General features: G+C 50.9%; 9 protein-coding genes. 8 read left to right on the forward strand and 1 reads right to left on the reverse strand.

The annotated features are described in order from the left end of the window. Positions 1 to 67: 67 nt before the first annotated feature. The gene (locus tag BM412_RS27925; protein ID WP_091224967.1) at positions 68 to 1,051 is read left to right on the forward strand and encodes a stalk domain-containing protein; all 984 of its coding nucleotides are present in this window, start codon (positions 68 to 70) and stop codon (positions 1,049 to 1,051) included. 678 nt (positions 1,052 to 1,729) lie between these two features. Here the strand turns inward: BM412_RS27925 and BM412_RS27930 are convergent. Then, entirely contained in the window at positions 1,730 to 3,271 is a 1,542-nt protein-coding gene (locus tag BM412_RS27930; protein WP_177246127.1) for a carbohydrate binding domain-containing protein, read from the reverse strand. 333 nt (positions 3,272 to 3,604) lie between these two features. Here BM412_RS27930 and BM412_RS27935 point away from each other — a divergent pair, with 333 nt between their 5' ends. From BM412_RS27935 to BM412_RS27965, 7 genes are all read left to right on the forward strand, one after another. Then, on the forward strand, positions 3,605 to 4,546 hold the full coding sequence (locus BM412_RS27935; protein WP_091224969.1) for a lysylphosphatidylglycerol synthase transmembrane domain-containing protein: 942 nt from the start codon (positions 3,605 to 3,607) through the stop codon (positions 4,544 to 4,546). Beyond that, positions 4,543 to 6,021 (forward strand): alkaline phosphatase family protein, encoded by a 1,479-nt coding sequence (locus BM412_RS27940; protein WP_091224970.1) that lies wholly within the window; start codon positions 4,543 to 4,545, stop codon positions 6,019 to 6,021. Before BM412_RS27935 ends, BM412_RS27940 begins: the two co-directional genes overlap by 4 nt. Before the next feature lie 52 nt (positions 6,022 to 6,073). Further along, positions 6,074 to 6,835: a glycosyltransferase family 2 protein gene (locus BM412_RS27945; protein ID WP_091224971.1), complete on the forward strand. Its 762-nt coding sequence runs from the start codon at positions 6,074 to 6,076 to the stop codon at positions 6,833 to 6,835. Positions 6,836 to 7,012: 177 nt separating this feature from the next. Further along, the gene (locus tag BM412_RS27950; protein WP_091224972.1) at positions 7,013 to 8,743 is read left to right on the forward strand and encodes a glycosyltransferase family 39 protein; all 1,731 of its coding nucleotides are present in this window, start codon (positions 7,013 to 7,015) and stop codon (positions 8,741 to 8,743) included. 271 nt (positions 8,744 to 9,014) lie between these two features. Continuing rightward, positions 9,015 to 10,196, forward strand: a complete 1,182-nt coding sequence (locus tag BM412_RS27955; protein WP_091224973.1) for a hypothetical protein — start codon at positions 9,015 to 9,017, stop codon at positions 10,194 to 10,196. Positions 10,197 to 10,282: 86 nt separating this feature from the next. After that, complete coding sequence (locus BM412_RS27960) at positions 10,283 to 11,770, forward strand: copper amine oxidase N-terminal domain-containing protein (protein WP_177246128.1); 1,488 nt, start codon at positions 10,283 to 10,285, stop codon at positions 11,768 to 11,770. Between the two features lie 110 nt (positions 11,771 to 11,880). Next, positions 11,881 to 12,855, forward strand: a complete 975-nt coding sequence (locus BM412_RS27965; protein ID WP_091224975.1) for an FTR1 family iron permease — start codon at positions 11,881 to 11,883, stop codon at positions 12,853 to 12,855. Positions 12,856 to 13,723: the final 868 nt, after the last annotated feature.

The following is a 13,723-nucleotide window of genomic DNA, read 5'->3' on the forward strand; positions in this document are numbered from 1 at the left end:
AGATTCAACCGAGCACAACCAAGGTTATTAATAATAATGAGTTTTTTCTAAGAAGAGGTGTATACGAATGTTGAACCGCAAAGCAAGTAAACTAACGCTATCCTTTCTATTGTTCGCAGCAATTTTACTTACAGTCCAATCCATCGTCGCAGCAGCTCCATCAGCTGCACTCAAAGTTAAGACAAGCTCCTTCAACATGGTATTCGACGGGAAGACGCTCGTGCTTCCGGACGGGCAATATGTCTTTGCTGTTAACGGTACATCTTATGTACCACTGCGTTTTGTATCTTATGCGCTGCAGAAGAGCGTCCAATGGGATGCTAAGACTTCCCAGGTTACTGTGGCGAATCCGAATAAACAAGAAGCTGTTGTACTGAAGGACTATCTTGCTAATGTCGTGGCACATGGTAATGAAGTGTCGGCGAAGGGCGGCGTAGCCGTACAGCTTACACCGAAGAGTGTGAAGGTTGTTGTGGATGGTAAAGCGAAGGTGCTTCCTGAGGGACAGTCTGGTTACATCGTGAATGGTGCGCTGTATGTGCCGGTTCGCTTCATGTCGGAAGCGGTAGGGACGGCGATTCAGTGGGATCCGGTGAAGAAACAAGTATCGGCGGAGTCGGCTGCTTATCGGGCTGAGCATGGCTCGCATGAGACGGGGAACACGGGTACCGGCGGTTCTAATGGCGGCACGAACGGTGGGTCGACAGGTGGCTCTACTGGCGGTGGGTCCGGACCGGTTAAGCCTTCGTATGAGTCCATTACGGCTAATGCAGAGGCACGCCTGACTTCTTTGCAAAATAGCTGCCAAGCTGCGCTGATGGATATTGGTATTCAATATATCAGCACGGATGATGCAAAGCTGAAGGAAAGCTTGAAGAACAAAGGCTACGCTAAGCTCGATGAGTGCACGGCTAGCTTCAATAAGGTTGTTGGTGAGGTTGAAGCACAGCTGAAGGCCAATGGCTACAGCACGGCTATCATTGCCGATTATCGTAAAGAGTTTAATAGCCAAGTCGAGGCCGGTAGAGATATCATGAAAGGCATGGCTTAGTATAATCATATCGAACAAACAAAACGACTGCTCCCCCTGGGGAACAGTCGTTTTTTACTAGATCTCGTTGAAGATATGAATCCAGTCCTTAATGGAGATGATCATCGTTGTCCAGTAGAAGATACTAATTATTGTGCCCCATAAGAGTCCTACCCAAAACCTTTTATATGATTCTTGATCCATCGATATGCCACACTTCTCGTTTTAGTGAGCAGTATGGACAGGATCCAGATGTTATAAACGTTGATGAGATAAACGGTTTTTAGCTGCCAACACGGCGTCTTTGCTTGGACCACATTTTAACCCACAGATAGTTGTCGTCATCGCGGTAAAAACGGACACCAATCAATTTCAAGGGTGACCATATTTCTTTGAAATAGTAATTTGGCATTACTTCTACCTCCCTGTAGATATATTAAATATCATACTAAGGTACTGGTGCGGAGTGTGTCGCAATATGTCGATGACCTAAAGAAATTTTAAAGAAACTATTAGGAATATATTAGTGAATATGAGTAGAACGTGACGAATGGTAGCAATTACAAGGGTTTTGGTTTCGATTAGGCAAAAAGTTTCAGATTGGGTCAATAGGACTATGTGAATGATTACTTGGAATTATTAGGGACATATGTGCATGCACATACGTCCCTTTGATTTAAAGCTACATATAAGTTCGGTTTAGTTGATGCTGTCTACATAAATACTTCCGCTCCATGCACCGGTGGTGACGAGCTCAACGCCGATATTTTTCATCGGAGTGGCTGCGCCGGAGGGGGTCGTTAAGGTGATGGTGTTCCATGCATTCTTGGTCAAGCTTGCATAGGTTTGATAGTTGCCGTACCAGGTCCAGTTATTGCTCTGTACATAAGGCTGGATGGAAGCGATGGCAGCGCCGCTTGGTACCCAGACGCGGAAGGTAAGCGTCGTGTTCGCGCTCAGACCGCTTGGATTATCCAGTTGAGCATAGTAGGTGGCAACGCCTGTTGCGCTGGAGGTCATTTTCAGGGAGTAGCTGCCGGCATAGGCGCGGTCGGTACTTGCAGATACGGCTAGGCCGTTTCGGCCGAAGAAGCTTTGCAGGGAATTGTTCTCAAAATTGAACTTTGCGCTGTCGCCCGTCGCTGGCGGGAACACCAGGTTGTAGTGAGCATCACGGAATGCTTGCGTAGCTGGTCCGAGGTTCGTGATGCTGCCGTTGGCATCGACGCCATTAGACGTCCAAGGCATTACGCCTGCGTATCCGTTGGTGTAGGCATTCGCGAAGTCGCTCGTAATGGTGTGCCCGGTGGAACCAAGCGCCGGGGATTCGCCGATCACAACAGGGCGATCATGGACGATGCCGAACGCGGTAGGCGTCATATAGAATGGAATACCGAAGTAAGGGTCCTGCCAGCCGTAATAGTGAGGGGAGTAGAAGTCGACCTTCGCGAGCGTGTTGCTGACTTGGGCCTGCAGGGTAGCATCGCTGATTTTGTTGCCCGTGGAGCCGGATTGGGTGGCGCTGTTATACTTGACCATGCCTAAGCCGACCGTTGTTAGAATGTTACTGTTCTGATGGATCGCGACGGCTGCTTTGGCAAAATACGTTTGCAGGCGAGCCCAGGCGATTTGACCGGCTGCAGCGTCTTCATACACCCAGTCCGGCTCGTTCATGAGGTCGATGGACCAGAGCCATGGATTGTTCTTGTAGCGGTTCACGAATGGAATGAGGTAGTTGTTCACGTAGGAGTCGATATTGGCATTCGTGCTGAGCATATTGCGCCAGCTGTTGTAGTTGGTGTGGGTGTTCTTGAAATGGTCGAAGGACATCAGGGTTGCCATGACATAGACGCCGCGATTTTGTGCGATTTGGAAGAGGCTGTCGAGGTTGTTCCAGTGAGCGGTTGTGGCACCGGATACAACTCCGCTGCTGTTAATGTTGATGCCGACTTCGCCATCGCAGGTAATCCAGATCCGCGTAGAGTTAATTCCGTTGTTGCGCAGCGTCTGGAAATGGTTATCCCACCACGTGTAGTCGAAGGAACCACCAAAATCATTCCAGCTGTTCCACGGCGTGTTGGCCCCATTCATGAAAATCTGCTGACCGCCTGCATAGAAGTTCGTACCGGTGATCGTAATCCGATCGCCATACGCCGCCCCGGCTGAGGACGGTAAGACTAGTGCGCCAAACAGCATTGCAAGTGACAAACATAGAGACATAAAGCGTGAATTCTTCTTCATCATTCCACTCCTCTCATATGTAAAGCGCTTACATTATCTATTTTTTACTAATAATGAATATCCGTATAGAGAATATTGTTATGGAAAGGGTAGAAATAGGTCATTTAAAGGTAGGGTTTTTGCAATCTGGAATAGGAATAGAATATTTAAATTTAAAATTGTACGCGAAGCAAGTTCGATAAAAACGCTAGATACCGCATTATTCAGCGATGCTTGCACAGGTATATACTTCCAGACGGAATATAAATTGACGGGCTTCGACAAGGCCCTTATACTTAAATGATAACCGTTCTCAACAATGATAGGACAGAGTGATAGGATACAGGTGACAATATGAAGAGAACAGTAATTGTTGGCGGCGGTCTGGTGATGACAGCCGTATTTGTTTGGCTGTCGATGCAATGGTTTCATGGGCGTCAGATCGATGCAGCTTTTAAGAGACTGCTCCATTCGCCTGGGTGGATTGCAGCAATGACGATAGGATATGGCTGCTCCTTTTGGCTGAAAGCGGTAGCTTGGCGATTATATGTGGCTCGGGAGAACGAGGATCGACTGCGTACATACATGTATCCCTTACTTGTTAGTCTATTGGTTAATCATATACTGCCCGTTAAATTAGGAGATTTGGCGCGCACGGGGATGCTGGCTCGGCAATCGAAGATGCGGTTTGATGATGCGCTTCACTCTGTGGCGATGATGCGGCTGCTGGATATGGTTTCGCTGCTGTTTATTGGTTCGATTGGAGCGATCACGCTGGGATTGGCGGTTTCTCCGCGCTTCCTACTTGTAATGATTGTTCTGGGAGTGGTCATGCTGGCTCTGGCTGCATGGCTAAGCCGGAAGTGGAAACCGTTTCAACGTCATTTCGAGCGGCTGTGGACGACGATTCGATCGCGCAGGGGAGCGGCAGTAGCGCTGCTTACACTCGTAAGTTGGGTGTTGGAAGGAGCGGTTGTATACGGTGTGGTGCATGTGCTGAATTTGCAGGTTGGCCTGCTGCAAGCCGTTTGGGCCAATAGCATGACGATTGTGGGACAGCTGTTCCATGTGACGCCGGGCGGTATCGGAACCTATGAGACGACTTTAACAGCCTCGCTTGGGTTGCTTGGCATTGCCGGTAGTGACGGGTATACAGCTGCGTTATTATCGCATGGCTATAAATTTGGGTTTGCCTATATCGCAGGAGCGGCAGCGTTGGTTCTTGGAGCTGTTTCCTGGAGGGATTTGAAGGAATGGTTTGGCTTAAAGGATAGAGGGAGGCAGAAGAAATCGTGAAGAAAGCGTCAGGATTTGAAATTGTTGCAGCGCGATGCTGGAACTTGTTGAATGAGGGCAAGCCGTTTACGCCGATTTTTACGGTGGGTGTGTATCTCCTCTACCACATAAATGCATGGGGGGATGGTAGCTTCTGGGAGCAGTTTGGACTTGGACTTCTGGCGGCGCTGCCGCTGTTTGCCCTTTATTTTCATTTTGATTTTCCGCTGTTTCTGCGCAATTATCTGTGGTTCCCGGTTATCGGGGCGCTCGTGCTGTGGCGGGATGCATATCTGGATCTGGGGCTGTATGCGGCGGCGATCGGGTTGTTCTTGTTCTTCACGATCTATTTCTGGGGCACCTTCTATTATCATCTGCGCATCGGTACCTCGTGGTGGAATTTTAAACGATTTTGGAAGCTGGTCCTGAAAAATAGTGATTCCACAAGCGGCAATGCTCAAGAGCAGCTGCCGAAGTTTCTGCTATTGTTGTTTATTGTGGATACGGCAGGCTCCTATTGGGCGGACGCGGATGGAGCGGGGGCACAGCTTGATTTTACATGGCGCAGTTATGTGCTGTTCCTCGTGGGTGTAGCGCTCTACGCATGGATCCTGCATCGCAATCTGTTTGATTGGAAGCCCAAAGAAGTGGAGGGCTATACCGCTCCGGTACAAGCCCAGCCTGAAGAGGCGAGCAGCGGGAAGGTGTTTGTGCTTGTCATCGACGGGATGCGCAAGGATCGGTTCGAAGAGGCCAATGCGCCATTCCTGAAGAAATGGCGCGCGGAAGGTACGGAATACACGCAAATGGAAACTCTTTATCCTGCACGTACCGTAGTCTGTTTCTCGTCGATGTTTACGGGGACGTATCCGCGCGAGCATGGGATTACTTCGAATATGGTATGGAAGCTCGGGATTAAGGTCGAATCGATCTTCGACAGCCTGCGTAAGGTTGGGAAAAAGGGACGTCTTCTGGGCATCGCTCATCTGATCGACTCGATGGGTGACGACGTGGAGAGCGTGACGGCCGTTATGCATAACGACAAAGCGGACCGCAACATCATGGAACGCGCAAAGCTGATTATGGCGGAGCAGAATCCGGACTTGCTCGTTGTGCAATTTATCGCGACGGACCAAACCGGCCATAGTATGGGAGCGCTGTACGACGAATATCGGCAAAAGATTGAGGAAGCCGATGCGCTCATCGCTGAGTTTGTGGGATGGCTTACAGCTCAAGGTCATGCGAAGGATGCTACATTCATCATCTGCGCGGATCATGGACAAGCGGATGGGATTGGCGGGCATGGTCATCTGGATGAAGGGGAGCGTTTCGTTCCGTTCTTTATGTATGGCCCTCATGTGCGTGCAGGTGTGAAGTTTGAGGCGAAGCACTCGCTGGTATCCGTTGCGCCGACGCTTAGTTATTTGCTTGGTGCTCCGCTGCCGAGTCATAGCCGCGGACCGGTGCTCTCGGATGCTTTTGAAACGGACAAGTGAAAGTTTAAAGTTTAATCTATTGTGAATTTTGGATAGAAGGAAGCTGGGCAGCGTGAAAAAGAAATTGATTGTGTTCCTTCCGGCACACAATGAACAACAGAACATCGGCAAGGTCATTGCCAGAGTTCCGCGTGACTTCCATTCGGATTGGCAGGTTGAAGTGCTTGTCATCGACGATGGTTCCACGGATGGGACGGTGCAAGAAGCAAGGGAAGCGGGAGCGGACCATGTGGTTTCTTTTGCCCGTAATCGAGGACTTGGAGCTGCGGTACGTGAGGGGCTTGCCTCTTGTGTGCGGCTCGGTGCGGATATTGGGCTGATGATCGATGCGGATAACGAGTATCCGGCTGATGAAATTCCGGATGTGATTGCTCCCATTCGAGAAGGACATACCGATTACACGATGGGCTCGCGGTTCCAAGGCGTGATTCACGGGATGAGGCTGCATCGCCGTCTGGGCAATATCTGTTTCACCATGCTGCAGGCTGTGCTGCTGCGCCGGATGATCTGGGATGGGCAATCGGGAATGCGTGGTTTCTCAAGGGAAGCCATGGAACACGCCGAAATCATTCATGATTACAATTACGCTCAGGTGCTGACGCTGAATTTGGTGCGCCAGGGCTTCATCATGAAAGAAGTGCCGATTACATACCAAGTGCGTACGCATGGGGAATCATTCATCAAGTTCCGCAAGTACATGTTCAATGTGCTCCCGGCCGTTTGGAAAGAGATGCGTCGCCCGATTGGGAACAAACGCGGTGTGCGGCATAAGCAGGCTGGCGCGGTTGCGCTTGGGCCTGGTGGGACGGAGTGAAGTGATTTGGTGAAATAGTTAGTGAAACGAGCGGGATAAAAGAGTGCAATCCTAGTGAAACAATTATTGAAACTTGAAGTGAAAACAAGTACAACATCAAGTGAAAACAAGTACAACATCAAGTGAACTAAAGAGATAGTTGAGTGAAATGAGTCACGGTTGTAAAGGGGGAGAAAGGTGCGGCAGCGGGATCAGGCAGGCGGTAGTAGCGGGGAAACTCGTGGAGGAAGCAAGCTGGATAAAAAAATGACGTTGAAGTCGGTGGCTGCACCGGCTTTTCTTCTTGTTGGGGTCATCCTCTGGGTAGTTTACAGCTTGATGCACAGAAGTCCATATGCGGCTAGTTGGGATGAGATTGATTTTGTGCTGGCGCTTGATCGATTCGATCTGCTTGCTATGCAGCCGCATTTTCCGGGTTATCCGTATTTCGTCATGGGGGCATTGGCTGTACAGCGATTCATCCCTGATGCTGTCTATGCATTTGAGACACTAAACATCGGACTGACCGCGCTGGCGACGATTCCGATTTGGCTGCTTGCGAGACGAATGCTTACTCCGCTTTGGTCGGTTCTGACCGTGCTCTTGGTGCTGACAGCGCCTTATCTGTGGCTGCAATCGGTCAGGCCAATGTCGGAAGCGGCGGGTATCGCGCTCTTGTGGTGGTTTCTATGGAGCTGGTGGCGGGCGATGGAGCGGCCCACATGGGGCAGGACGGCAGCGGCATTGTTTGCGTTCGGGCTGCTGATGGGAATCCGACTGTCGTTTGCGCCTATTGGCTTGGCGCTGGTATGGCTGCTGGTCGTGCATGGCGTGGATTGGCGGAGACAGGGCAAGAGGCTATGGCCGCGCATCGTGCTGTTTGGTGCGTTGGCCGCTGTATTTCAGTTGTTGTGGGTAGCCGGGCTGGCGCTTAGCGAAGGCGGCTTGGTCGGGTTTATCCAGCTCGCCGCCGCCTTTACGGCGGGCCATTTCAGCGAGTGGGGCGGCGGGGTTGCGTCCGCCGGCAGCGAGCTTAGCTTCGCGGAGCGCGTACTGCGCTTCGCGGGCGATAATGTGCTGTGGAGCGGGATGTTCGCCCGCACCACAGCACTGCTCTATGCGGCGGCGGGCTTGCTCTTCGCCGCCGTGCTTTCCGCGGGCGCGGCACGCTCGCCCCGCGGCGGCGCGAGCGCGGGCGCGCCGCGCCTGGCGCCCCGGGCGGCGGCATGGCTCCGCCGCCCGGCGCTGCCGGGGGCGCTCGCTGCGCTCGCGAGCGCCTACGGCGCCTGGGCGCTGCTGGCGCAGAACATCGACAAGCCACGCCACATCACGCCGCTCATCGGCGTGATGTGGCTGCTGCTTGCGCTGTTCTGCGCGGCAGCGCCGCTAGCGCGGCCCGCCGCGCCAGATGCACCGGCGGTGCCGGGTGCACCCGCTGCTGCGCAGCAGCCCGCGGCGCCGGCGGAGCGCGGCTTGCGCGTGCGCCGCGCGCTGGCGGCCGCGGTCGCGCTGCTCGCCGCCTGCATCATTGCGCTGCAGGCGTCTGTGGGCGGCTCGCTGGTCGCCAGGCAGGCGCAGGAGCTGCCCGCTGTCTATCAGCTGGAGCAGGGGGTGCGGCAGCTGGCCAGCGACAATCCCTCAAGCCGATTCGTCGTCTATACATGGGAAGAGATGCGTGTGCTGCAATTCCTGCATTCGCCGGTAACCAATCGTAGAATCGAAACCTATGATTATTTTATCGCAGATGTGAAGGCGGATCCGGAAGCGACGATTCTGTTGACGGATCATGTGCTGAAAGGATTTGAAGCGCAGGTTGGATCGCTTGAGAAATACGTGCAGCCGATCGCGGTCTATCGGAGCGAGGCGCTGTTTGAACCGGTCTATAACGAGATCATCGTATACAAGTGGATAGGCAGTCCCGAAGAATAACCCTGCAGGCGGCGGGGTTATTCTTATTTTAGGATCCCAATATAAATGTTCTACTTATATAGCATTTCCCCCGAACTTCCCAGCCTCGCGCACCACCCCGAATCCCTCGCTCACCCTCCCAAATAGGACCAATCTACCAAATGAATCGCAAGGCAATTTCAGGAAATAAAAGTGATTGACACCTCAGTTGAAAATGATTATCATTGTTAACGGGTCATCTGCAATATGAATTTTATATGAAATTATGTCTGACGGAAGGTGATATGCAATCATGCGTTTGACGTTTACGAAGACCATCATGCTGGTCATGGTGCTATTCTTTTCACTTGCACCAACGGGGGCGTGGGCCTATTCATATGGCGATGCCAATACGGAGGATGTTGCGGAAACCTTTAAGCTTGTAGTGTCTTCGCTCAGCAAGTCTCCTGCCGACTGGGATGCGGCACTGGCAGCGCATAAAGAAAGACGCGAAGAAATTGCTGCTCATTTCGGTAATTCAGTAGCCAATACACTCGATGCCAACTTCAAGTCTCGTAAAGTAAACGAGACGATTGCGAATTACAAGGCGATTCTCATCATGAATCTCGATCGGCGATTCGAAAATACGTTGAAGGACGTAAGTGATTACACGAATGCGAAGATGCTGCTTGCCAAAGCACGCGCAACTTTCATTACCTTGACTCCTTACGCGGAAGCCAAGCTTTCATCGGCCAAAATGAACAGCCTAAGCGCCGACTTCGATGTTGCACTTGATGCTATCGGCAATCCGGGATTGTTCGGCGTAGGGCAGAAGGATGCTGATGAGAAAGCGTTGAAAGCCGCAGTTAACCACATTTACAGTACGTTAAAACCGCTGTTTCCTTATACCGCGTACAAGGAGCCGACTAAGCCGGCTGCCGGATCCGGTACAAGCACAGATAAAGGCACTACCGCAAAACCAAGCACCAATACAGGCGGCACCGATAAAGGCACAACGCAGAAGCCTGATAAACCGGCAACCAAGCCAAGTGAACCTGCGAAGCAGACGGAACAACCAGCTGACAAGCCGGTTGCAGCAGAACCGGATGCATTGGCGGACACGAAGGCGCCGGATGCAGAGGCAACAACAGAGGGTGACAAGCCGGCAACTGATGATGCAACTCCTGCAGAGGAAGCGCCTACAGAAGAAGCTGCGCCAGCTGTGGAAGAAACCCCGGCAGTTGAAGAACCTGCAGCCTCAGCCGATAACGCTGAAGCGCCGGAAGCAACAGACGACGCAGCTTCCACGGACAATACGGCAGTGGCTGACGAAGCCGCGGCAGCAGAGCCTGAGACCATTGATGGTACGAAGGAACATGCTGCAATGGCACGTACGGACAAAACCAATACGGGCGTCACTGTCGGAGTAATCGGAGGCGTCCTCATTGTTGGAGCAGGTGCGGTTTGGTGGGCAAGACGCAAAGGGTTTTTCTAAGCAAGGGGCAAGTGCAAGAGAGCAAGAATAGGCAGTACATGCAAGCAGCAATCCTACCTCATTTAAAACAAGGAGTGTTCAAAACGATGAACCGAATGAAGAAATCTTTATCCATCCTTCTTACGATTTCAATGCTGGTAGCTGCCGTATTCACTTTCGCAGCAACTGCATTTGCTGATGATGCACCACAGAAAGCACCTGTGAATACCGATGTAGCCCCCCAACTGAAAGCTTACCAAAATCTGCTCGACATGTTTGCTCAGAAGAAACCGGTAGCCGATATCAAGAAACAATACGAAGCGGATTTCAAACTTAATGTAAAAGGCGTAGATGACAGCATCAAAGCCGGCGACCCTGTCGTGAATGAGAACATCAACTTCGTTCTGGAAAACGCAGTTGCAGGCAAGCTTACATATGAACAAACACAGCAGGCCGTTGATAAAGGGCTGCAATGGTATTTCTACTTCCTGATTAAAAACCTGACAAACGTAGGTGCAAAAGGTGCCCTTACAGCAGGCGACCCAGTTAAAGCACAAGAGTTCATCGACAAAACACTCGCAGTGTACAATGCTGCTCTCGACGCAACAGTGAAAGCAACAGACAGCAAATTCGGCACTTCCACGTCCAAACTGGTAACGGAAACGTTATTCCCTGCTTTCAAAGCGGATATCGAGAAGAAAGACGTAACATCGCTTAACGTGCACCGTCAATTGCTCGATAAAACGTTAATCAAAGTGTTCGCTCTGGCAACGCTTGCTGCAGCCGATGACGTTCAAAAGGTTGCTGCGGCAGAGAAACCTGCGGCAATTATCAAAGGCTACTTCTACTACATGAGCGTGTATGGCTACCTGAAAGGTGGAGACGCTCCTGACGCCGATATCGTGTACAAAGCATTCGCTTCCGGCGATGCGAAGCAATTTAACTATGATGCAATCAAGAAAGCAATCATTCGCTGCAACATTGCAAAAGTAAGTGCATACACAATCGAAGTGCTTGAGAAACTCGAGAAAGGCGATGTAGCTGGCGCAGCTGGTACAGGCGGTGAGCTTTATGGTTTCTTCGCAGCTCTTGAGCCGTTCCTTGGCGAAACTTATAAAGAAGCAAAATCCCTGACTGACGAAATTCTTGTAGCTTCCGCTGCGGGTAATGCAGATGCAGTTCGCGCAATCGGCTACAAAATGGCTGCTTATGCAGCAACTGTTGACGGCATTTCCTTCAATGTCGGCGACAAAGAAGTAGCTGTATCCGGCCAAGCACAAGCGGTTACTCCTTCTTTCATCGAGAAAGCTACTGGTCGCACGCTTGTTCCTACTCGTTACTTGCAATTGCTGGGCTTCCAAGTTGACTTCAACAATACAACGAAAACAGCTTCGGTAACGAAAGATGGCGTAACGCTTGCCCTTACAATTGGCAGCGATGCAGTCTTGAAGAACGGCGAGCCTGTTGCAGACTTCAAACTGGATCAGCCGGTAGTCGTGAAAGACAGCGTAACCTACCTGCCGCTTCGCGCCATTGCTGAGCTCTCCGGCAACCATATCTACTTCGAAAAAGGTCACGTTATCGTAATCAAATAACGGAACCGCAATCCAATAAGTACGGGCTTTTCCTTTGCCCGCACCATCGCTTCCCGTCCTCTTGCAGGGCGGGTTAGCTCATTTATGAACGGTAAGGAGTGAGTCTTCGCATGAATTTGCAAGCCTTTCTCATCACATTTCGCGAAGCGTTCGAAGCCATCCTGATTGTCGGCATTATCATTTCGTATTTAAACCGAATTGGCCAGTCGAAGTGGAACAAGTGGGTGTGGCTCGGGGTTGTTATGGCGATTATCGCCAGCCTTGGCGTAGCCTTGGTTTTCCAAATTGTGCTGGACGGTTATGCGACAATGGGCAGCAGAGAATATTTGCGGATTGGGATTTTGCTGGTATCAGCGGGATTGTTAACCCATATGATCCTGTTTATGAGCAAGCAGAATCGGGAGATGCGAAGTAAGCTGCAGCAGAAAGTAGCGCTTATTCTAACGGCCGGCGGCGCGCTGAATATGATTGTCCATTCCTTCCTAGTTACCCTTCGGGAAGGCGTGGAGACCGTATTTTTCTTTGCTGCCATCTCCTCCGGCGACATTTCCAAGGTGCTGCAAAGCTGGGGAGCGTTGTTCGGATTAGTTGCGGCAGGCGTGCTTGGGATCGTCGTATTTAAAAGCAGTAAAAAAATTCAGATCGGCACGTTCTTCAGAATTACGAGCGTCTTCTTGATCATGATTGCAGCGGGATTGTTCGTTCAAGCGGTCGGCGTCATGCAGGATTTGAAGATCATCGGCAGTGTCTACCATACGCCGGGCGGCGAGGTTGGCGCGATGTATGATCTGACCTGGTTCATGCCGGAACACCCGATCGACGAAACGAACTATATCCGCGATACCGGCAATCATCCGATTCTGAATGGTCAAATCGGCATTTTCTTCAAGGCGTTCCTTGGTTATACCCAAGATCCGTCGCTGGAGGAATTCGTATTCTATTGGATGTACTATGGCTTCGTATTTGTTTTGCTCGCGAGGCAGAAGAAGCTTGCAGAGTCGGCGGATAAGAGTGCTTCAGATGAAGGCGCCCTGCAAGAGGGGCAAGGCAACTCGGAACGGAATGACATCAATACCGCGATATAACGAATTAGAAAAGGCTTCCTTTCGCCATCTTGGTGCAGAGGGAGCTTTTTTTTGCGTGTTTTTGGAAAGGGGGGCGTCTGCTTGGCAGGGGGAGTGTTCTATTTTTAACAACTTGATGTGTTTCGGGAATTCCGCGTTGCATAATGTGGAATGGAATGTGGAAAGTGGAAGGCGTGATGCGTAATGCGAGGTGCGAGATTTGCGCTTGAGGCAGTCGGTATGCGAATTGCAGAATACAGGATTCTCTAACGAACGGTAGAGGTCTTATTTGCCCCAAATTAGCTCCAAAAATATTCTAACGAACGGTAGAGGTCCTATTTAATGGTTTTTGGTGATTTGGGAGCCGATTATCTCAATATAAGACCTCCACGGTTCGTTAGATTTTCGAAGTTCCAAAATTCGGCTAAATAAGGCCTCTACGGTTCGTTAGAAGTTCGAGGCACCGAAATCTCATCCCAATAGCGTCACTCTACGATTAGTAAGGTTTTCGCGGCAAGTAAGATGCGAGCTGGCATCCGGTATCCAGAGTGCAGTATGCGGGAGCCGGCAATCGGTGTGATCGGCAACTGCAATTGGCAGCCGAGCACCCAGCAAACAGTAATCAGCACTCAGCATCCAGCACCCAGTAACCGGTATCCGGCACCTAGTATTCGTTATCCGCTATGCAATCGTGCAGCACGGTATCACCCTTTTTCAATAGTTTAATTTGCATAAAATTACCAACCCATGTACATTCTAATGGGGAAAACCTGCAGATTCTGGCCATTTTTGTAAAAAGGAAGCGCATCCAACTACATCATAGACGCAAGTGGCAGGGTTTGTTATAATTGTGAGGGAAAATTGACCAAGGCGTCAGCACTTATCCCGC

The sequence above is a fragment of the Paenibacillus sp. BC26 genome (assembly GCF_900116125.1).
Lineage (GTDB): Bacteria > Bacillota > Bacilli > Paenibacillales > Paenibacillaceae > Paenibacillus_Z > Paenibacillus_Z lignilyticus.